Here is a 19,998-nt window from a genome sequence, read left to right on the forward strand (position 1 = left end):
TTGCAGCCAGTGATCACGCCACTCCTGGTCCGCCATCATGCCTGGTCAGCCGCCTTCCGTGTATACGGAGTTCGTTCAAACCCCGCCCAGGCGAGGTTCGGCTGCGAGGGGAGCCCGCCGCGCTGGGTCATGACGATCAGGTCGCGGTCCCGGTTGACGCCGGAGGCGACCAGGAAGGGGATGGCTCCGAGCGCGTCGCCGCCGGGCCCCCCTTCCATGAACACCACCGGGTCCGAGGACGGCCTCGTCGACGTGGCCCGGATGACGGCCACGGTGAGCTTGATGGTCCGTCCGCCGCGGTGGGTCCGGCTCTCGGGCACCTCCAGGAGGCCGCACCGCCCGGCGATCGGCTCGGGCGTGTCCGGGCAGGAACCGGGCACGAACCGCGCCGGTCCTCCCTGACGGGGCCCGGTGAGGAGGGGTGCGACGGCGGCGCCCGGTGTCGGAGCGACCGCGCCGAGGAATGCCAGGCCGGACGCGGCGAGCGCCACGCCCCTGGGTGCGTAGGGTCTCCATGCCCGCCTTCGTACGGACCTGCCGCTCCCCCGGGCGAACGGCAGGCAGTCTGTTCCGATGCCCTGTTCCGTCATGTGATCCCGTCTCCGTGATGGCCTCGGCCGCGCCGAGACCGACGACGATGCCGTGCGGCTCCGCACGTCCCCGTAGGTCCGTGACGCGTCGGGGGGCGGCCACCGCGAAGGCCAGCCTCTGCCGGGGGAAGGGCGTCCACCACCGGGGAGCTCCACTCGGAGCAGTCCGTCACCGAAGGGGCCGCCGGGCAGGGCGTGCTTCCTCGGCTCTCAAGGGCGGGAATTTCTCGAGGAGTTGGGACGACCGGCCGGCGTCCCGCTGCTCGCGCGGACGTTCCGGCCGGTCATCGGTCTCCTCCGCCTTCAGTCGGGCGGCTCCGAGGGGCGGGGCCGCTTCGGTTCCGGCTCGGGGGCGTCGGGCTCGGGCGTACCCGGGCCGGCGGGGGCGGGCTCGGGCGGCTGGGGCGGAGGGGTGGGTGAGTCGGGTGGCGCCGGCGGATCCGGCGTCACGGGGGGTTCGGTCGATTCGTCGTCGGGAACGGTTCCCATGGCCATGACTCCTATCGGCCGAGGGCGTGCTCGAGCTGCTCCTTGTTCATCTTCGAACGGCCCTGGATGTTGCGCTGCTTCGCCTCGTTGTAGAGCTGCTCCTTGGTGGGGCCCTGGGCGCCGCTGTGGGAGCGCAGGCCGCCGCGCCGCGAGGAGGAGATGTCCTGGGTCGAGCTGCGGCTGGCCTCCTTCGACTCCCCGTGCCGGGCGCGTTCCTTGTTGACCGTGCGTGCGGCGATCTCCTTGGCGCGCTCCTCGCTCTCCCCGCGTTCCAGCGCGCTCTCCTTGATGTGCCCGTACTGGCGTTCCCTCTTGGGACTCGATCTGCGGGGCATGGTCACCCCTCCTGTCCGTGTGCTCGCGGGCGCGTCTGCCCCGCGCCGGCGAAACGAACCCGACCAGGGGTCCGTCGGCGGGTGTCGTGGCCTCAGTGGCCGAACAGATGCCGTCTGTGGCCGGCTCTCGGGGGCGCGGTGGGCGTCTCCTCGTCCTCCGGGACAGCGGACTCGACCCGCCGGGCAGGCTCTGCGGGGCGGTCCTGCCGGCGGAGCCCGCCGCGCTCGGCCGACCGGACCGGGCGGCGGCCCCTCCGGGCCATCCACATCAGGGCCAGGCCCATGCAGAAGAGCAGGCCGAGGGCCACACCGGACAGGAAGACACCCAGGGGGTCGAGTGTCACCAGGTCGTGTCCCAGGATCGTCACCTGGTACTCGGGCCCTCCGGAGAGGTTGTCGGCGATCAGCAGCCCGGTGAAGGCACCGGATGCCGCCATCAGCAGAAGTCCTAGCAGCAACATGGGTTCCCTTTCCGTTCCGGTTCGGTCACCCCCCGCAGGTGGCGCCTACCCGGGCCGGTCCGCCCCTAACGGCCACGGCCGGAGGGCCTCGGAAAAGAAACCCGCTGGCATGTTTGGCGGGCGCGGGAAGGGACAGCCGCCGGTTAGCGGGACAGAAGGACGCCCAGCGGCGGCGAGCGCCGCGTGACGACTCCGATGACGTGAGGAGCGTGAACCGACATGGGCGGCGACAGGAAGAAGGGCGATGCCGCCATGCGAGGCGAGCGCCGGACGCCGGGCGGGGACCGCGCGAAGCGGATCCGCGGACGGTCGCCGGAGCCCGATCAGCTGAACACGGGCGGTCGGCCGGTCAGTCCCGACGAGGTCGTGCGTGAGCACGATCAGGACGCGACGATGCACGACGTGATGCATGACGTGCGCGGCGAGGATCCGGACGACACGCGCGGAGACCGCTGATTCGGCGCGGGCCGAGTGCGGAGGCCTCCGTTCCCTTCGGACGGGGCTTCCTCCTTGCACATCGCGGCACCGCAACGGGGCCGAAGAGGTTCGCAAGACCGGAGAAAATCATGATCATAATCGGAATCGTCCTCTTGGTCGTCGGTTACCTGCTCGGAATTCCCTTCCTGTGGACCCTCGGGATCATCCTGACCGTCATCGGCGCCCTCCTGTTGGTTCTCGGATCCGTCGGACACGCCGTCGGAGGGCGGCGTCACTACTGGTAGACGCACCCGGAGTGCGGCACGTGAAGGAAGGAGGACCGATGAGCGGGCGCCGGTCACCGGAATGGACCCGGCGCTTGGTGCTGCACGGCACCACAAATGTCGTCAGCCAATGCCGTGACTTCACCCGCCTCGCCCTGACCGAATGGCAGTGGCTGCCGGCGGCCGGGAGCGGGAGCGGCCACCCGGACGAGACGGCCGACGACGTTCTGCTGCTGGTGTCCGAGGTGGTGGCGAACGCCTGCATGCATGCGGGCGGCCCGAGGTCGCTGCTGCTGCGCTGCACCGCCGATCGGCTGCGCATCGAGGTCACCGACGGAAGTCCGGTCCCCCCTGCCGTCAGGTCCTCGGCCGACCCGGCCGTACCCGGTGGCCACGGGTTGCTCATCGTGGAGCGCCTGGCCCGGGAGTGGGGCTCGGAGCGGGTGGGCAGCGGGAAGTGCGTGTGGGTGGAGGTCGACACCCCGCCGGCCCTCAGGCGGGGTGGCTGGCTGGTCTCCCGGTGGCTGGACAGGTTTCCCCGCTCGGCCTGATCCCCGGGACGGGCTTCCCCGATTGGTCTGAGCCCGAGGGCTAGAGCCGATTCGGCATCGGACCGATCGGGATCCAGAATCCAGAATCCGGGATCCAGAATTCTGGATCCCGGATTCTGGATTCTGGATCCGGGTTCAGCCGGACTCCGGAGTCCCAGGGGAATCGGGATCGCACTCGTCCGTCAGCATTCCGGCCCGCAGCACGGCCATGATCCGGCTCAGCAGTCGTGACACGTGCATCTGGGAGAGGCCGAGCCGCTCGCCTATCTCCGTCTGGGTCAGCTCCTCGCCGAACCGCAGCGAGAGGATCGACCGGTCGCGGTCGCTGAGTTCGGCGAGCAGCGGTTTCAGCGTCTCCAGGCATTCGATGCGCTCGTACGCCCCGTCCTCCTCGCCCGGCGTCAGCCCCTGGGGGCCGGTCTCCTCCTCCTGTACGGGGGTGGGGGTGTCCAGGGAGCCGGCGGTGTAACCGTTGGCCGCCCGGCGGCCTTCGTTCAGCTCGGCGGTGCTGATGCCGAGGCCTTGCGCGAGCTCGTCGTCGGTCGGGCGCCGCCCCAGCCGCTGTTCCAGCGCGTCGTGCGCCTTGGCCATGTCGAGCCGGAGCTCCTGGAGGCGGCGCGGAACCTTCACCGACCAGCTGGTGTCCCGGAAGAACCGCTTCATCTCGCCGGTGATCGTGGGAATGGCGAACGCGGTGAACTTGACGCCGCGCTCGACGTCGTACCGGTTGATGGCCTTGATCAGGCCGATCGTGCCGACCTGGACGATGTCCTCCAGCGGTTCGGAGCGGTTGCGGAACCGGCGCGCCACGTACTTCACCAGGCTGAGGTTCATCTCGACGAGCGTGTTGCGCACGTAGGAGTACTCGGGCGTGCCCTCGCTCAGCCCGTTCAGGCGCCGGAAGAGGGCGACGGACAGGGTCTGCGCCTCGGCGGTGCTGACGGCGAGCGGGACTTCCGGCACTTCGGGGGTGTCGGCGTACTGGTCGGTGGGGAGCTGATCCGCGATGTCGCGGGAAAGGGATGACATGAGTTTCCTCCGACGGGTGGCGGTGAGCCCGTCGGCCCTGGGTGGGCGGCGGAAACCGTCGCGTTCTTCTCAAAGGGGTATATACCCCCACGCAGGGACGTCTGACCCTTCCTGTGCCACAGTGGATCGCAGCGAGGTCAGACATGAACGATTCCGACCGGATTCTGAAGAAGCTGCTGGCCGGGCTCACCGCGGTACGGGACGGGGATCTCGGCACCCGGCTCCCCGACGACGCGGTCGGCCTGCCCGGCGAGATCGCGGCCGTCTACAACGGAATGGTCGACCAGCTGTCCCTGGTCACGGCCGAGGTGACCCGGGTGGCCCAGGAAGTCGGGGGCCAGGGCCTGCTCGGCGGCCACGCCCGGGTTCCGCGCACCGGCGGCGTCTGGCGGGACCTGACCACCGGCGTCAACAGCATGGCCGACAACCTCACCTCGCAGGTGCGCAACATCGCGCAGGTCGCCACGGCCGTCGCCCGGGGCGACCTCACACAGAAGATCCGGGTGGACGCGAGCGGCGAGATCCTGGAGCTCAAGGAGACCATCAACACCATGGTCGACCAGCTCTCCTCCTTCGCGGAGGAGGTCAGCCGGGTGGCCCGGGAGGTCGGCACCGAGGGGAATCTCGGCGGTCAGGCGACCGTCCGCGGCGTCTCGGGCACATGGAAGGACCTCACCGACAACGTCAACTCCATGGCCACCAACCTCACCAACCAGGTACGCAACATCGCCCAGGTCACCACGGCCGTCGCCCGGGGCGACCTCACGCGCAAGATCGACGTGGACGCCCGCGGCGAGATCCTGGAACTCAAGACGACCATCAACACCATGGTCGACCAGCTCTCCTCCTTCGCCGCCGAGGTCACCCGGGTGGCCCGCGAGGTCGGCAGCGAGGGCCGGCTCGGCGGCCAGGCCGAGGTGGCCGACGTCTCCGGCACGTGGAAACGCCTCACGGAGAACGTCAACGAACTGGCCGGCAACCTCACCCGGCAGGTGCGCGCCATCGCCGAGGTGACCAGCGCGGTCGCCGAGGGCGACCTGACCCGCTCGATCACCGAGGAGGCCCCCGGCGAGGTCGGGGAGCTCAGGGACAACATCAACGCCATGGTCGAGTCGCTGCGCGCCACCACCCGGGCCAACCGGGACCAGGAGTGGCTGGCGTCCAGCCTCGCGGGAGTCTCCCGGCGGATCCAGGGCATCCGCGAACTCCCCGCCGTCGCCCGGCTGCTGATGCGGGAGGTGCCGCCGCTGGTCGACGCCCAGTACGGCAGTTTCTTCCTCGCCCAGGAGGGGCCCGACGGCACCGAGCTGGTGGCGATCGCCACGTACGGCCTGCCCGACGACCCGGACACGGGCCCCCGCCGGTTCCGGATCGGCCGGTCCCTGGTCGGCGAGGCCGCCGCCGGCCGGCGCACGATCGTCGTGGACGACCTCCCGCCCGGCTACGCGGTCATCGCCTCCGGCACCGGAGCCGTCGATGCGACCAGCCTGATCGTCCTGCCCATCGTCGTCGAGGACCAGGTGCTGGGCGCCGTGGAACTGGCCTCCGTCCACCCGCTGCGCCCCCTGCACCGGGACTTCCTGGAGCAGTTCACCGAGATACTCGGCGTCAACGTCAGGTCCCTGATCGCGAACGCCCGCACCGACGAACTGCTGGAAAGATCGCAGCAGTTGACGGCCGAACTCCGCTCCCGCTCGCGGGAACTCCAGGACGGTCAGCAGGAACTGCAACGGTCCAACGCCGAACTGAAGGAACAGGCGGCCCTGCTGGCCGAACGCAACAGGGACATCGAGCGCAAGAACCTGGAGATCGAGCAGGCCCGCCAGGAACTGGAGGCCCGGGCCCAGCAGCTGTCGCGCACCTCGATGTACAAATCGGAGTTCCTGGCCAACATGAGCCACGAGCTGCGCACCCCGCTGAACAGCCTGCTGATCCTCGCCCAGCTCCTCGCGCAGAACCCGGAGGGCAACCTGACGGAGAAGCAGGTCGACTACGCGACCGTCATCCACTCGGCGGGATCCGACCTGCTCCAGCTGATCAACGACATCCTCGACCTCTCCAAGGTCGAGGCGGGAAGGATGGACGTCCACCCCGAAACGGTGTCGCTGCGCCGGCTGCTCGACTACGTCGATGCCGCCTTCCGGCCGGTCGCCGACGAACGCGAGCTGGAGTTCACGGTGAGCGCCGCCCCGGACGTGCCCGAGGAGCTGACCACCGACGAGGCCCGGCTGCGCCAGGTGCTGCGCAACCTGCTCTCCAACGCCCTGAAGTTCACCGCGACCGGCCAGGTCTACCTGCGCGTGACGACGGCGGGCGCCGACGACCTGCCCTCCGCACTGCGGGAGAGCGGCCCCGTGATCGCCTTCCAGGTCGTCGACACCGGCATCGGCATCCCCGCCGACCGGCTGGAGTCCGTGTTCGGAGCCTTCCGGCAGGGCGACGCCACGACCTCGCGCGCCTACGGCGGTACCGGTCTCGGGCTGTCCATCAGCCGCGAGGTCGCCCGGCTCCTCGGCGGGGTGATCGTCGCGCAGAGCGCGGAAGGCCGGGGCAGCCGGTTCACGCTGTACCTGCCCGTGCAGGACGTCCGGGCCCCGGTCGGCCCCGCCGCCCCGGACGGGACGCGGCCGCCCGCGCGGGAACCGAGCGACCCGCTGCCCGATCTGGGCGGGCGGACCGTGCTGGTGATCGACGACGACGCCCGCAACGTCTTCGCCCTCACCGCCATGCTCCAGGGCGCGGGCCTGCACGTCCTGGCCGCCGACAACGGCGAGGCCGGGATCGCGCTGCTGGCCGACCACAAGGACGTGGACCTCGTGATGATGGACCTCATGATGGCCGGGCTCGACGGGTACGCGACCACCCGCGCCATCCGCCGGATGCCCGAGCACGGCGACCTGCCCGTCATCGTGGTCACGGCGAAGGCCATGCCGGGCGACCGGGCCGAGGCCCTGGCGGCGGGGGCGACGGACTACGTGACCAAACCGGTGAACGCCCAGGACCTGCTCGCCGCCATCCGCACGTGCCTGGCCGAGCACGACGACGCCCCCCTCCACGACGGGAATCCCGACGGGAATCACGACCGGGACCGGGACCGGAATCACGACCGGGACCGCGACCGCTGAGCAGCGGACCGGGAGCCGCCTCCGCCGCCGGGCGTCACGCCGCCTGTCCGGCGACCCGGACGACCACCAGACTCGTGTCGTCGTCGGTGTCCCCGCTCACCTCCGCCATCAGCCGGTCGGCCTGCTCCTCCGGCCCGGCGGCCGCCAGCCGCTGCGCGGTCCCCCGCAGCGCCTCCAGGCTCTCGTCCAGCCCCGCATGCCGCCGCTCGATCAACCCGTCCGTGTAGAGGAGCAGCGCGTCACCCGGGCGGAGCCGGGTGACGGTCTCGTCGTACGAGGCTCCGGCCAGGGCTCCCAGCAGGACGTTGTGCGCGCCCTTCAGGAACAGGGCCCGCCCCTCCCGTAGGAGCAGCATCGGCAGGTGTCCGGCGTTGGTCCAGCACAGCGTGTGGTCGGCAGGGTCGTACAGGCCGCACACGGCGGTGGCGGTGGGCTGGCCGGAGGTGCGCAGGGCCATCTCGTTGAGCCACTCCATCAGGCGGCCCGGGGTGCTCCCGGTGAAGGCGAGCCCGCGCAGCGCGCCCCGCAGCGCCACCATGCCGGTCGCGGCGTCGATGCCGTGCCCGGCGATGTCCCCGACGCTCACCAGTACCCGGCCGCCGGGCAGCGGCAGTACGTCGTACCAGTCCCCGCCGACGCGGTACTCCCGGGCCGCCGGCCGGTAGCGGGCCGCGATCTCCAGCCCGGGCGTGACCTCCAGCGCGGGTATGTCCGGCACGATCGCCCGCTGCAGCTGCCGGACGACCCAGTCGCGCAGCTCCGCCTCCGCGTGCGCCGCGTTGAGTCGGTCGAAGCTGGCGGTCAGCGCCACCTCGGCGCGGTACTGGGCGGAGACGTCCTGGTACACGCCGGCCAGGCCCGTCAGCACGCCGGCCGTGAGGACCGGCTCGGCCACGATGTGCACGTGCCGTACGCCACCGTCCGCGTGGATGGCCCGCACCCGCGCGGACGCCCCCTCGTGCCGCTCCGTCAGCGTGGACACCAGCGCGTCCAGCGCGTCGGCGTCCTCCCGGAACAGCCGTGTGGCGAGCAGCCTCAGGGGGACGGGCTCCTGCGTGCGGTCCATCCCGAAAATAAAATAGGCCTGTTCGCTCCAGAGGGAACGGCCCGTCAGCAGGTCGTCGTCGAAGCACGCCAGCTGCTCCAGCCGACTCAGTACGCGGGTCAGGACGGGGCTGTCGTCGGCACTGTCCCACAGCACGGCGCCGCGGCCACGGCCCAGCGCCAGGACCCGGACGCGGGCCATGGAGCCGGGAACCCACTGCGGCGGTCCCGCTCCGTGGGCGGGCAGCTTCCGCTCGTACTGCGGCCCCGCTCCCGTCGCCGCGCACGAGAGCATCCGGACGAGGTCCTCGTGGGCGTACGGGAACACCTGCGCCACCGGGCGCCCGACCGGATCGCGCACCGCGCCGAGAGCCTTGCGGGCCGCGCCGTTCACGTACTCGACGGTCGCCGGCTCCTCGGCCGGCTCCCGTCCCGCTCCCAGGACGACCGCGGCGGGCTGCTGGAGCAGATCCAGCAGCCCCGCCACGATGCGCGGGGGGCCCGGATCGTCCGCGTCCCAGTCCAGGACGCGGGCCACGGGCTCGCACAGTTCGGTCAGGGCCCCGCGCAGCGGCTCCTCCAGAGGGTCGGGCCGGTCCCAGGCGGCCAGCAGCAGCCCGGCGACCCGTCCCTGCGCCCGTACGGGAACCAGCGCGCGGGCGCCGTCCGCGGCGGCCCCGGGAATCGGCGCCTGACCGGCCGCGGGGCCCGCGGGCAGCCAGACGGGCTCACCGTCGGCCATCGCCCCGTGCAGAGCGCCACCGCCCTCCTGCGGGACCCACTGCCAGTGCACGGCCTCCTGTCGGCTGGCCCCCGCGTGCCCGACGAGGGCCAGGCAGTCGCTCTCCGTGCGCCGCCAGAGGAACACCGACCGCACACCGAGCGGCCGCAGTCCCGCCTCCAGCAGCGTGTCGAGGGCCTCGCCGGCGCTCTCGGCCACCAGGACGGCCTCGGTGCTGCGGCGTGCCCGCCGGGCCCGGGATGCGCTCGGGGACCGCCTTTGAGGGGTGTCGACGGCGACGGCTCCGACGGCGGCGTTGACGATGTCGGCGGCCAGGTCCGCCGCGTCCAGCCCCGTCGAGTCGGCCAGCTTCAGCAGGTGCTCGGCGGCCTCGGCCGGCGCGGCGCCCAGCTGGACGGTCAGGACGCCCGTGGCGAGATCGAGCAGCCGCCTGCGGGCCCGGTCGTCCCGCATGACGCCGATCTCCGAGGTGAGCGCGGTGACGGCGTCGGCCAGAGGCGTTCCGCCCGGCTCGTGCCCCTGATCGGGTCCGGGTGCGCTGCTGGGTGGGAACGTCACGACGATCCCCGTCGGCCAGGATGGGCTCGGATACCCATACAACGGATTCTACGGTTCCCCTCCGGAGGGGGTCACATGTGCGGCATGCCGTAGTACTTGGCAAACTGCTCGAGGTAGGTGGGGTCGCGGGGCTGCCTTTCCCGCTCGAACTCGGGCGCGTTCTTGATCTGTTCCTTGGTGCGGTCGACATGGACCGTCTCGTCGACGCGGTCGACGCGCCGGATGGTGCTGGCGGGGAGCAGTACGTGCTTGCCGAAGATCCATACGCCGGTGTCGACGACGAGGTAGCCGGCTCCGGCCTCGTCGGTGTGCTCGTCGACCTTTCCGATGCCTCCGTCGGTCGCCTCCACCTTGTAACCGATCAGGTCGGTCCCCGTCTCGTAGCCCGAATCGGAGCGGTAGCCCCAGATGTCCGCGTTCATCGTCCGCTCTCCTCACGGTCCGCCGCCGGCCTGTGGCACCTGTGGATCACGAACAGGAGCAGACAGGTCAGGGTGACGACCCACACGGCGGCGAAGGCCCAGATCAGTGCCAGGGACGAGGTGCCCACGGCCCGTGCGAAGAGAACCACGCAGGCGACACCGAGGAGCACGGCGCGCAGGCCGGGCCCGCGGAGGCGGCGCCGGTCCTTCGGGGGCATCCAGGGGCGGATGCCGCGGCGCAGGGTCCGCAGCCTGCGGTCCAGGAGCCGGTCGGCTCGCAGGTCCTGCTCGATGTCGTCGAGTATCCGCTGTTCCTGCCGCGAGAGTTCGGGCCCGTCCATGGCGAGGCCTCCTCTCCTGGTGGGGTGCCTTCGCGTTCTGTCGTGCGCCTACCCGCGCCGTGGCGGCGCAAGCGCCGCGGCGCCCCGTCAGAAGGGGCCCGGCCCGGCCGGGCCGACGATGCCGAACAGCGCGCCGTCGGGGTCCCGCAGGGTGATCCCGTTCGGGAAGGGGACGGAGTCCGTCCCGGCGAGGGCGCTGCCGCCCAGCCCGATGGCCTCCTTCACCGCGGCTTCGGTGTCGGGCACCCGGAAGTGGACGTGCCAGCGTGGCCACAGGTGCGGGTCGCGGGCCTGCGCGAGCGCCCCTCCGTGCAGGCGGGCCACCGTGCGGCCCGCGTGGCGCAGCAGGATGCGGTTGTCCTCCTCCACGTAGGCGACCTCGCAGCAGCCGGCGTGGGCACAGGCCCATTCCAGGACCTCTCCGTAGAAGAGGGCGGCGTCGAAGGCGTTCCTGGCGCGCAGTTCGAGCCAGGCCGGGGCGGCGTCGCCGCCCATACCCCAGTCGGGGATGGAGTCCCCCTGCCAGGTCCCGAAGACCGCCCCGTCGGGGTCGGCGGCGAGCGCGGCCCGTCCGGTGCCGAAGGGCAGGGGGCCGACGGCGACGGTCCCGCCGCGTTCGAGGATCCGTGCCGCCGTGACGTCGGCGTCGTCCACGGCGAAGTACGGGGTCCAGGCGATCGGGATCGTGAGCGTCGGGGGCAGGGCTCCCAGGCCGGCCACCGGGACGCCGCCGCCGAAGCCCACGGAGAACCCCTCCCCGGGACGTACGGGCCCGAACTCCCATCCGAGGACGGCGCCGTAGAACTCCTGCGCCGCATCGAGGTCGCGGGCCATCAGACTGGCCCAGCAGGGCGCGCCGAACGTTTCGTGGCTCGATGTCGACACGGTTCTCAACCCCCTCGGCCGGACGCCCCCGGGAGCGCCTTCCACGGTACTCGCGGGCGCTCCCGGAGGCGGTGCGCCGCCGCCTTCAGGGAGCGGGGGCGCCCGGCGGGGCTCCAGGGGTTCTCCTCGACGAGCCGGTCGGCGTCGGTGAGGGTCCAGCGGCGCGCGTCGAGATCCGGATCCTGGAGGTCGTCCCAGGAGATCGGGGCCGCGACGGGCGCGCCCGGCCGGGCGCGTACCGCGTACGGCGCGACAGCGGTCTGGGCGTACCCGTTGCGCTGGATGTCGAGGTACAGCCGCCCGTGGCGGGCCTTCTTGCGGACCTCGGTGGTGAGCCGGTCCGGGTGGCGGTCGGCGAGGACGGCGGCGACGTCGGCGGCGAAGGCGCGTACGTCGTCGAAGGGCGCGCGCCGGTCCAGCGGGACGAGGACGTGCAGGCCCCGTGAGCCGGTGGTCATCAGCAGGGAGGGCAGTTCGAGCTCGTCCAGCAGCTCGTGCAGCCACCCCGCGGCCTCCCGTACGGGCCGGAAGTCGTCGCCCGGCGGATCGAGGTCGAAGACCAGCCGGTCCGGGTGGTCGGGCCGGTCGGCGCGGGAGAGCCACCGGTGCGGGGTGACGCACCCCTGGTCGGCGAGGAGGACCAGCGTGGCGGTCTCCTCGCACAGGACGTGGGTGACGGTCCCGCCCTCCTTGGGCAGCTCGGCCCGGTGGACCCAGTCCGGGAAGTGCGCGGGGATCTCCTTCTGCTGGAAGCCCGGCTCGCCGATGCCGTCCGGGTAGCGCTCCAGCATCAGCGGGCGGCCGCGCAGATGCGGCAGCATCCGGCGGGCGACGGTGCGGTAGTACGCGGCGAGGTCGGCCTTGGTGATGCCGTCCCCGGGAAAGAGGACCTTCTCCGGGCGGCTGACCTGGACGACGCGCCGGCCTGCCCGGATCCTCTTCTTCTCCGTGCTCATCAGGTCACGTCCTCGCGCGCCGGGCGTTCCCCGGACCGGGCGGTCCGGTGCCCGCCTTCGCCGCCGTTCACCGTTCTCCGCCGTTCTGGGGCCGTGACAGCGCCTTGCGCCGCAGGAGGTAGGGGACGACGTACCAGGAGAGCGCGAACCACAGCATCACCCCGCCGACGGTGATCCCGGCGACCAGCGAGCTGCCGAGGACCACGTTGAGGATCAGCATGAGCGTGCAGGCGACGGTCAGGGTGAGGAGGACCATGCCGCAGATCATGAGCCGCCCGGCGGCCGTCACGACCTCCTCCTTCAGCCGCAGCCCGGAGAGGCAGCGGTGGAGGGAGACCGGGGCGATCAGGGCGGCCGTCGAGGAGACCGCGAAGACGACGGTGACGACGTACAACCCGCGGTCGAAGCCGTCGAGTTGACGGAAGCGGGCGGTGAAGGCGAGGCTCAGCAGGAAGCCGAACAGGATCTGCCCGCCGGTCTGGGCGACCCGGGTCTCCTGAAGGACCTCCTGCCACCGTCTGTTGGCCCGTTCCCGGGCGTTTTCCGGTGAGTGCGGCTCCTGTGGCCGGCCCGCCGTCTCCTCCGCGATGCGCCCCCGGCCTCCGTCAGGCGTCTCATCGCGGTCATGACGTCCTCCTCGGCTCGGGCATGCCGTTCTGCGGGTGCCCAGGGGACGGTCCCGCAAACCTTCCGGTCGCTCCGCCGGGCGGCTACCCGTCGGACGACCGCCCGGCCGCGGCGGTCCCGGCGGGGACGGTCGCGAAGGGGCTGGTGCGCAGGTGTGCGAGCAGGTCGGCCGGGTCGTCGTACACGGCGGCGGCGCCCGCCTCGACGAGGTCGGCGCGCGGGATGCCGCCGCACAGCAGCCCGGCGCTCACGACGTGGGCGTGGCGCGCGGCCTCCATGTCCCAGACGCTGTCGCCGACGAACACGGCCCGGTCGGCGGGCACGCCGACGAGCGAGAGGGCGTGTTCGAGCGGGTCGGGGGCGGGCTTGCCCTCTTCGACGTCGTCGGCGGTGGCGGTGTCCGTGAGGGCCTCGTCGGCGTCGACGGCCCGGCGCAGGGCGGCCAGCTCCCGGTCCTTGGCCGAGGTGACCAGGGCGACCTTCCAGCCGTCGTCCGCGAGGGCCCGCAGCAGGTCGCCCGCCCTGTCGAGGGCCTGGAGGCGGTCGAAGAAGGTGCCGTAGAGGGTGTCGTGGGCGGCGCCGAGCCGGTCGTCGTCCGACCGGTCGCGTTCCCCGCCGAGCAGGTGGTCGATGAGCCGCTCCCCCGGCAGGCCGATGGCCCGGTGCACGGCATGGGCCGGCACCCGGTGGCCGCCCTGCCGGAAGGCCTCCCACCAGGCCACGACGTGCAGGTGGTTGGAGTCGACGAGGGTTCCGTCGACGTCGAAGAGTGCGGCGCGGTCCATGTCCGGACTCCCTACGGGTCGCGGAGGGCGGGAAGCGGGGGTCGCCTCCGCCCGGGGTGGACGGTCACTTGGGCGGGGGCGGGGTCGGCGGACCCGGCCCCGGCCTCGGCGAGGGGACGGGCGGCCGCCACGCCGGCGCCCGCGTCGTCCCCTCGGGGGACGCTCTTCGCCGCGTCCTGCGGCCGGGTGTGCCGGATATGCCGGGTGCGCCGGGTGTGCTCGGAGGCCTGACCGGACCCCGCCGGGCGCGGGAGCCCGACGGGCGCCGGGCCCGGCTGGTACGGGACCCGGCGGGCACGGCACCCGGCTGGTACGGGACCCAGCGGGCACGGCACCCGGCGGGCACGGGACCCGGCGAGCACGGACCCCGGCGAGCACGGAGCCCGGCGGACGCCGGACCCGGCGAGCGCGAAACCCGGCGAGCGCGGAGCCCGGCGTCTGGGAGCCGGCCCTCTCCTCCGGAGTCGGAGGTCAGGGCATGCCCGGCTCGTCGTCGGACGGCAGCGACCAGGACCGTGTCTCCCGGGCCGTGCGCGTCGGTCGTTCGGGAGTCTCCATCGGTCCGGGCGCCTCCCGCATCGCTTCGGGGCCCTTCTCGGTGCGCCCCACGGACGGATCCGTCATGGCTCCGGTCCGCGCCGTGTCGGCGTCCCCGGGACGGATCCGGCCGCGCCACCCGCCGGTGGCCTGCCCGTGCTCCTCGATGAAGCCCTTGAAGCGCTTGAGGTCGCCCTTGACGCGGCGGTCGAGCATGCCCATGGCGTCGGCGGCCTTCTCCGCCATGCCGTCGGGTTCGACGTCCATCGCGAGCCGCACCCGGGTGTGGCTTTCGTCCAGGGGCTGGAAGCTGACGACGCCCATCTGGCGTACGTCGCCTCCCATCGTGCGCCACGCGATGCGCTGGTCCGGAAGCTGGTCGACGATCTCGGTGTCGAACTCGCGCCGGACCCCGGCGACCTTGGTCTGCCAGTGGCAGTGCCGGTCGTCGATCTGCCGGACGTCCTCGACGCCCTCCATGAAGTTCGGGAACTCCTCGAACTGCGTCCACTGGTCGTAGACGTTCCGCAGCGGTACGTCCACATCGATCGTCTGCTCCACCTTGCTCATGGTGTGGCCTCCTTCATGTCCTCATGGCTGTGCGGGGTCTGGACGCCGGGACCGCCGTCAGTGGGCGGCGGCTCCGAATTCGGCGTGCTGGGTGCGCAGGGCGAGTTCGGACTCCGCCCGGGGCGGCCGGCCGAAGAAGCAGCGGCGCGCCTCGGCGAGCATCTCCTTCACCAGTGACCGGAACTCCGTGTCGGTGAGCCCGTGGAGGTCGCGTACCGCCCTGCCGTCGGCATCGCCAGGCATGGGATCCGCCTCCTTCCGTTCGTGCTGTCGTCGCGACTACCCACTGCGGGGCCACCGATTCACCGCCGGCGCCCGGGCGCGTGTCCACCGGGCCCTGGCATGGCCGACCCGGGGGCGGGTAGTCGCGCGCCGAGGCGAGGAGTCCGTGATGGAGATCCTGACGATGGGCGTCGAGGAAGAGTTCGTGCTGGTCGACCGGACGACGCGGGCCCCGGTCAACCGGGCTCCGGAGGTCATCCGGCGGGCGGGCCGGGAGCTCGGCGAGCAGGTCCAGGCCGAGTTCTTCAACGCCCAGGTCGAGGTCTGCACCCGGGCCACGGCGAGCCGCCGGGAGCTGCGCGACGAACTCACCTGGCTGCGCGCGACGGTGGGCGCCGCCGCCCGGGACCTGCGCTGCAGGCCGATCGCCTGCGGCACCCCCGTGCTGCCGCCCGAGGAGCCGCTGACGGTGACCGACACCGAGCGGTACCGGCTGATGGCCCGCCGCTTCGCCTCCCTGGTCACCCGCGCCGACGGGGTCGCGCGCGACGACGGGCTCGTCTGCGGTTGCCACGTCCACGTCGGGACGCTCGACCGGGAGCGCGCCCTCGCGCTCGCCCAGCACATGCGGCCGTGGCTGCCGGTGCTCCAGGCACTGGCCGGGAACTCGCCCTACGCCGGCCGGCGCGACACCGGCTACCAGAGCTGGCGGGCCGTCGAGCACGCGAGGTGGCCGACCGTGGGCCCCACCCCGGTCCTCGACGAGCCCCAGTACCTCGTCCACGTCGCACGGCTGGTCAGGGAGGGGACGCTGCTCGACAACCGCATGGTGTACTGGCACGCCCGGCCCTCGGAACACGTACCGACCCTGGAGATCAGGGTCGCCGACGCCAACGCCGACCTCGACACGGTGGTGTTGCTCGCGATCCTGGTCCGCGGGCTCGCGGCCACCCTGCTGGCCCGCGTCGACGCCTCGGTGCCGCCGCCCCGGATCCCCGGCCCGACCCTGCTCCGCGCCCACCGGCTCGCCGCGGCCCAGGGCCTCACGGGCATGGGCCTGGATCCGGTGGACGGCCTGGAGCGGCCTGCCGTGGCGCTCCTGGACGCGCTGCTCGTCCTCGCCCGGCCGGGGCTCGACGCGACCGGCGACACCGACTGGGCGTACGCGCAGTGGCGGCGGATCCGCGCGGACGGCGGCGGCGCCGCACGTCAGCGCGCCGTCTTCCGCCGCCACGGCCGATTCGGCGCGGTGGTCGACGCGCTGGCCGCCGCCACGACGGAGAGCTGACCGGCATGGGGTCCGCCGTCCGCGCCGGGGAGCGCACGGCGGCCCTCCGCGTGTGCCGTCTTCCCGGCGTGTACGCGCCCCAGGCGGACACCGCGCTCCTGGCGGCCCAGCTGCGGTGCGAGGAACTGCGGCCCGGGGCGCGCTCGCTCGACCTGTGCACGGGCACCGGTGCCCTCGCGGTCCTCGCCGCGCTGCGGGGCGCGCGGGCCACCGCCGTCGACATCTCGCGCTCCGCGGTCGCCGCCTCCCGGGTCAACGCCCTGCTGCACGGCTGCCGGATCCGGGCGGTGCGCGGAGACCTGGACGCGCCCGTGGCACGCGAACGCTTCGACCTGGTCACCGTGAACCCGCCCTACGTGCCCAGCGAGGACGCGGAGGCTCCCGCCCGCGGTGCGCGGCGGAGCTGGGACGCCGGTACCGACGGCCGTCTGCTCCTCGACCGTGTCTGTGCGCGGGCGCCCGGCCTCCTGGCGCCGTCCGGGGTCCTGCTCCTCGTCCAGTCCTCGCTGGCCGGGGTCGCCGCCACCCTCGACGCGCTCGCGCGCGGCGGGCTGCGGGCCCGTGTCGTCCGGAGCCGGACCGAGCCCTTCGGCCCCGTGATGTCGGCCCGGGCGGACTGGTTCGCGGTCCGGGGGCTGATCCCTCCGGGGACGCGTACGGAGGAACTGGTCGTGATCCGTGCCCGCCGGGTGTGATTCGGGACGGGAGAGCGGGGCAGTCGCGCGATACCGGCGAGTCCGAGCCGAGGGACGGTGTGTGATGTCTGCTTCCCCGAACGAGAGCGCCCCGTGGGTGAGGATCCCGCTGGACGGTGGACCTGACGGTCAGGAGAGCGCCCGGTCCCGTACGCCCCTGCTCCGGCTGCGGCCGCTTCCCGAGGGTCCGCTGCTGGTGGAGGGGGGCGCGGAGATCGTCATGCCGGACGGGTCGGTGATCCGCTGCGAGCGGCCCGTGACGGCCCTGTGCATGTGCCGGCGGACCCTGCGGGCGCCGTTCTGCGACACGAGTCACCGGCTTCGCCTGCGGGCCGGCGCCGGCACGGAGACGAAGGGGGCCACCCGGCGCACGCCGCGTGGCCCGACCGAGGAGGCGGAGACGTCATGACCCTGCTCACTGCGGCCGTCGCGACCGGGCCGGAGGCCCCCGAGGCCCGCGGCGAGGTCTCCCGGGGAGTCCGGGAGCGGCTGCTCGGCTCCGGCTCCGCGCGGCTGCCCCGGGCGGCCGGGATCGCGCGCTGCGCACCGTACGGGGAGGACCTCCAGCTCGCCCTGCACCTCTGCTACGAGCTCCACCACCGGGGCTTCGCGGGCGTCCCCGAGACCCTGGAATGGGACCCCGACCTGCTCAGGGTCCGGGCCCTGCTGGAGCACCGCTTCGAGAGCGCGCTGCGCCATGACTGCCGTCACCGCCCGGACGCCGACGAGGCGCTGGCCGTCCTGCTCATGGAGCCGGTCGGCGGCACCGGCGTCTCCCACTTCCTGATGTCCTCGGGCGAGCTGTGGCACCTGCGCGAGTACGTCGCCCTGCGCTCCGTGCACCAGCTGCGGGAGGCCGATCCGCACCTGTGGGTGATCCCCCGTCTGAGCGGCCGCGCCAAGGCGGCGATGGCGGCCGTCGAGTACGACGAGTACGGCTGCGGGCGGGCGGAACGGATGCACTCCCGGCTCTACGCGGACCTCATGGCCGATCTCGGTCTCGACCCCTCGTACGGGCACCACGTGGACGTCGCCGGGGCCGAAGTGCTCGCGGCCTCGAACCTGATGTCGATGTTCGGCCTGCACCGGAGGCTGCGCGGGGCGCTCGTGGGGCACTTCGCCACCCTGGAGACGACCTCGCCGCCCGCCGCCTCCCGCATCGCCGCGGCGATGCGCCGGACCGGCGCCGGGCCGGCCGCGGAGCGGTACTACGAGGAGCACGTGGAGGCCGACGCCGTCCACGAGCAGCTCGTGCGCCGCGACGTCGTCGGCGGCCTCCTGGAGGACGAACCGGACCTCGCCCCCGACGTCGCCTTCGGCATCGCCGCCACCTGCCTCCTGGAGGACCGGCTCGGCGCCCATGTGCTGGACGCCTGGTCCCGGGGCGAGAGCGCCCTGCGCGCACCCCTGCCACAGCCCTGAGGACCGGCCCGGCCGGCGCGTCGGTGTCGGGTCCGTGCCGCCTGGCCGTCGGCGTCAGGTCCGTGCCGCACGGACGCGCAGCGCGCGGAACGCGACGGCCGCCGCTCCCCCGGCCGCCGACAGCAGGAGGCGGTGCCGGGCCGCCACCGTGTACGGCGAGCGGCCGGCGGCCTCCTGGCCGAACGAGCCGTGGGCGCCGTGGTCCCGGCCCCGGGGGCCGTCGAGGGGCTCCCACAGGTTGTGCGGGGCACCGGGCCGTGCGGGCTCGCCGGTCTGCTGCGCGTCGTATCCGGTACGGGCGAGGTAGCGGTCCAGGAGCGCGGGGGCGACCCGGTGGGCGAGCACGGTCCCGGCCGTGGAGGCCCCCACCCGGTACTCCGCGCGACGCGGGTGGCGGGCTGCGTGGAGCACGGCGCGGGCCGCCACCTCCGGCTGGTAGACCGGCGCCACGGGGCGCGGGCGGCGGGGCAGCCGTGAGAGGGCCCAGGAGAACTGCGGGGTGTTGAGGGCGGGGAGCTGGACGACGGTCACGGCCACGCCGCTGCGCTCGTGCCGGAGTTCCATCCGGACGGCGGCGGTGAACCCGTTGATCGCGTGCTTGGCCCCGCAGTAGGCCGCCTGGAGGGGCACGGACGCCTCACCGAGCGCCGAGCCGACCTGGACGACGACTCCGGAGTCGCGCGGGCGCATGCGCCGGAGGGCGGCTCGCGTGCCGTTGACGCAGCCGAGGTAGGTCACCGCGGTCACCCGCGCGTACTCGTCGGCCGTGACGTCCGGGAAGCGGGCGAAGACCGAGGTGAACGCCGAGTTCACCCAGATCTCGATGGGCCCGAGGACCTCCTCGACGCGTGCGGCGGCCTCCTCCACCCTGCTGGGCTCGGCCATGTCGACCGGTACCACGAGGGCCCGGCCGCCGGCCTCCTCGACCTCGGCCGCCGCGGCGTCCAGACCGCGGCGCCCGCGGGCGAGCAGCGCGACGCTCGCGCCCTGTTCGCCGAAGACACGGGCGACGGCACGGCCCACCCCGGCGCTCGCGCCGGTGACGACGACGGTCCGGCCGGCCATCGGCGGCCGTGCGCCCCGGCGCGCGCGGATCACGAACAGGCCCTCCACGAAGGTCCCCAGGGCGAGCCCCCCGCGCCAGGGGCGAGGAACGTACGGGGCACGCCTGCCGCTTGTCATCGCTTGTCCTCTCCTCCGGTGGGGGTACGGGGCGCCTGCCCGTTCCGGTGACGGGCAACCACGGCGGGGACGGGGGATCCCTGTCGGGCTCCGGCACGACACCATCGGCGCGGCGCGCATGTTCTCGGGGGAAGGGGGCAGCCGCGCTGGTACCGAGTTCCCGTGCCGACACCGAACGGCCGGGCCCCGAGGCAGCGGAGGTGCCTCCATGCTTGCCCTTCTTCTCGTCCTTCTCGTGATTCTGTTGCTGTTCGGCGGAGGGTTCGCCCTCCACATCCTCTGGTACATCGCCATCGCCGTCCTCGTGCTGTGGCTGCTCGGCTTCGTGATGCGGAGCGGCAGCGGCCGCTGGTACCGCTGGTGAACGCGACCGCACCGGACACGTACTGCCGCCCCGGACGATGTCCGGGGCGGCAAGGCGTGGAGACGGCCTCCGCGGGT

22 protein-coding genes and 1 pseudogene are annotated in these 19,998 nt (G+C 73.2%); 9 read left to right on the forward strand and 14 right to left on the reverse strand.

Annotation, left to right across the window (positions count from 1 at the left end):
- Nucleotides 1-35 precede the first annotated feature (35 nt).
- From ACH4TP_RS24550 to ACH4TP_RS24560, 3 genes are all read right to left on the reverse strand, one after another.
- Nucleotides 36-491, reverse strand: a complete 456-nt coding sequence (locus ACH4TP_RS24550) for a hypothetical protein (RefSeq protein WP_398439133.1) — start codon at nt 489-491, stop codon at nt 36-38.
- Nucleotides 492-1,090: 599 nt separating this feature from the next.
- Nucleotides 1,091-1,414, reverse strand: a complete 324-nt coding sequence (locus ACH4TP_RS24555) for a plasmid stabilization protein (protein ID WP_398184518.1) — start codon at nt 1,412-1,414, stop codon at nt 1,091-1,093.
- 92 nt (nt 1,415-1,506) lie between these two features.
- On the reverse strand, nt 1,507-1,851 hold the full coding sequence (locus tag ACH4TP_RS24560) for a hypothetical protein (RefSeq protein ID WP_398439135.1): 345 nt from the start codon (nt 1,849-1,851) through the stop codon (nt 1,507-1,509).
- Between the two features lie 243 nt (nt 1,852-2,094).
- On the opposite strand from ACH4TP_RS24560, the gene ACH4TP_RS24565 reads away from it, so the two are divergent.
- The 3 genes from ACH4TP_RS24565 (at nt 2,095) to ACH4TP_RS24575 (ending at nt 3,127) form a co-directional block, all read left to right on the forward strand.
- Nucleotides 2,095-2,331: a hypothetical protein gene (locus tag ACH4TP_RS24565; RefSeq protein WP_398439136.1), complete on the forward strand. Its 237-nt coding sequence runs from the start codon at nt 2,095-2,097 to the stop codon at nt 2,329-2,331.
- 110 nt (nt 2,332-2,441) lie between these two features.
- Nucleotides 2,442-2,597 (forward strand): DUF6131 family protein, encoded by a 156-nt coding sequence (locus ACH4TP_RS24570; RefSeq protein ID WP_398439137.1) that lies wholly within the window; start codon nt 2,442-2,444, stop codon nt 2,595-2,597.
- A 38-nt stretch (nt 2,598-2,635) separates the two neighbouring features.
- Complete coding sequence (locus ACH4TP_RS24575; RefSeq protein WP_398184506.1) at nt 2,636-3,127, forward strand: ATP-binding protein; 492 nt, start codon at nt 2,636-2,638, stop codon at nt 3,125-3,127.
- A gap of 135 nt (nt 3,128-3,262) precedes the next feature.
- Here the strand turns inward: ACH4TP_RS24575 and ACH4TP_RS24580 are convergent, their stop codons facing one another.
- Nucleotides 3,263-4,156 carry a SigB/SigF/SigG family RNA polymerase sigma factor gene (locus tag ACH4TP_RS24580; protein WP_398184503.1) on the reverse strand — a complete coding sequence of 298 codons (894 nt, stop codon included), beginning with the start codon at nt 4,154-4,156 and terminating at the stop codon, nt 3,263-3,265.
- 143 nt (nt 4,157-4,299) lie between these two features.
- Here ACH4TP_RS24580 and ACH4TP_RS24585 point away from each other — a divergent pair, with 143 nt between their 5' ends.
- On the forward strand, nt 4,300-7,281 hold the full coding sequence (locus tag ACH4TP_RS24585) for a HAMP domain-containing protein (RefSeq protein WP_398439138.1): 2,982 nt from the start codon (nt 4,300-4,302) through the stop codon (nt 7,279-7,281).
- Nucleotides 7,282-7,315: 34 nt separating this feature from the next.
- Here ACH4TP_RS24585 and ACH4TP_RS24590 read toward each other — a convergent pair whose 3' ends face one another.
- The 9 genes and pseudogenes from ACH4TP_RS24590 to ACH4TP_RS24630 all read right to left on the reverse strand — a co-directional run bounded on the left by ACH4TP_RS24590 (nt 7,316) and on the right by ACH4TP_RS24630 (nt 14,991).
- The gene (locus ACH4TP_RS24590) at nt 7,316-9,625 is read right to left on the reverse strand and encodes a GAF domain-containing SpoIIE family protein phosphatase (RefSeq protein ID WP_398439139.1); all 2,310 of its coding nucleotides are present in this window, start codon (nt 9,623-9,625) and stop codon (nt 7,316-7,318) included.
- A 71-nt stretch (nt 9,626-9,696) separates the two neighbouring features.
- Nucleotides 9,697-10,047 carry a PRC-barrel domain-containing protein gene (locus ACH4TP_RS24595; protein WP_389226022.1) on the reverse strand — a complete coding sequence of 117 codons (351 nt, stop codon included), beginning with the start codon at nt 10,045-10,047 and terminating at the stop codon, nt 9,697-9,699.
- Nucleotides 10,044-10,388 (reverse strand): DUF3040 domain-containing protein, encoded by a 345-nt coding sequence (locus ACH4TP_RS24600; RefSeq protein WP_398184494.1) that lies wholly within the window; start codon nt 10,386-10,388, stop codon nt 10,044-10,046. Before ACH4TP_RS24600 ends, ACH4TP_RS24595 begins: the two co-directional genes overlap by 4 nt.
- Before the next feature lie 87 nt (nt 10,389-10,475).
- Complete coding sequence (locus ACH4TP_RS24605; RefSeq protein ID WP_398439236.1) at nt 10,476-11,222, reverse strand: VOC family protein; 747 nt, start codon at nt 11,220-11,222, stop codon at nt 10,476-10,478.
- A gap of 56 nt (nt 11,223-11,278) precedes the next feature.
- Nucleotides 11,279-12,229: a non-homologous end-joining DNA ligase gene (gene ligD, locus ACH4TP_RS24610; RefSeq protein ID WP_398184491.1), complete on the reverse strand. Its 951-nt coding sequence runs from the start codon at nt 12,227-12,229 to the stop codon at nt 11,279-11,281.
- Between the two features lie 67 nt (nt 12,230-12,296).
- A complete protein-coding gene (locus ACH4TP_RS24615) occupies nt 12,297-12,818 on the reverse strand; it encodes a DUF6328 family protein (RefSeq protein ID WP_398439237.1) in 522 nt (173 codons plus the stop codon).
- A 121-nt stretch (nt 12,819-12,939) separates the two neighbouring features.
- Nucleotides 12,940-13,641 (reverse strand): HAD family hydrolase, encoded by a 702-nt coding sequence (locus tag ACH4TP_RS24620; RefSeq protein WP_398439140.1) that lies wholly within the window; start codon nt 13,639-13,641, stop codon nt 12,940-12,942.
- A 636-nt stretch (nt 13,642-14,277) separates the two neighbouring features.
- Nucleotides 14,278-14,748: pseudogene (locus ACH4TP_RS24625) on the reverse strand (SRPBCC family protein); the annotation flags it as partial.
- 57 nt (nt 14,749-14,805) lie between these two features.
- Nucleotides 14,806-14,991: a hypothetical protein gene (locus ACH4TP_RS24630; RefSeq protein WP_398184485.1), complete on the reverse strand. Its 186-nt coding sequence runs from the start codon at nt 14,989-14,991 to the stop codon at nt 14,806-14,808.
- A 148-nt stretch (nt 14,992-15,139) separates the two neighbouring features.
- On the opposite strand from ACH4TP_RS24630, the gene ACH4TP_RS24635 reads away from it, so the two are divergent.
- The 4 genes from ACH4TP_RS24635 to ACH4TP_RS24650 all read left to right on the forward strand — a co-directional run bounded on the left by ACH4TP_RS24635 (nt 15,140) and on the right by ACH4TP_RS24650 (nt 18,375).
- A complete protein-coding gene (locus tag ACH4TP_RS24635; protein ID WP_398439141.1) occupies nt 15,140-16,258 on the forward strand; it encodes a YbdK family carboxylate-amine ligase in 1,119 nt (372 codons plus the stop codon).
- A gap of 5 nt (nt 16,259-16,263) precedes the next feature.
- Nucleotides 16,264-16,953, forward strand: coding sequence for a HemK2/MTQ2 family protein methyltransferase (locus ACH4TP_RS24640; RefSeq protein WP_398184479.1), 690 nt, complete (start codon nt 16,264-16,266; stop codon nt 16,951-16,953).
- 64 nt (nt 16,954-17,017) lie between these two features.
- A complete protein-coding gene (locus ACH4TP_RS24645; RefSeq protein ID WP_398439142.1) occupies nt 17,018-17,362 on the forward strand; it encodes a CDGSH iron-sulfur domain-containing protein in 345 nt (114 codons plus the stop codon).
- Nucleotides 17,359-18,375 carry an iron-containing redox enzyme family protein gene (locus ACH4TP_RS24650; protein WP_398184473.1) on the forward strand — a complete coding sequence of 339 codons (1,017 nt, stop codon included), beginning with the start codon at nt 17,359-17,361 and terminating at the stop codon, nt 18,373-18,375. The genes ACH4TP_RS24645 and ACH4TP_RS24650 overlap by 4 nt, the downstream gene beginning before the upstream one ends.
- Before the next feature lie 54 nt (nt 18,376-18,429).
- Here ACH4TP_RS24650 and ACH4TP_RS24655 read toward each other — a convergent pair whose 3' ends face one another.
- Entirely contained in the window at nt 18,430-19,557 is a 1,128-nt protein-coding gene (locus tag ACH4TP_RS24655) for an SDR family oxidoreductase (protein ID WP_398439143.1), read from the reverse strand.
- Between the two features lie 208 nt (nt 19,558-19,765).
- On the opposite strand from ACH4TP_RS24655, the gene ACH4TP_RS24660 reads away from it, so the two are divergent.
- The gene (locus ACH4TP_RS24660) at nt 19,766-19,921 is read left to right on the forward strand and encodes a hydrophobic protein (protein ID WP_398439144.1); all 156 of its coding nucleotides are present in this window, start codon (nt 19,766-19,768) and stop codon (nt 19,919-19,921) included.
- The last annotated feature ends 77 nt before the right edge of the window (nt 19,922-19,998 follow it).

The sequence above is a fragment of the Streptomyces sp. NPDC021012 genome (assembly GCF_044333355.1).
Classification (GTDB): domain Bacteria; phylum Actinomycetota; class Actinomycetes; order Streptomycetales; family Streptomycetaceae; genus Streptomyces.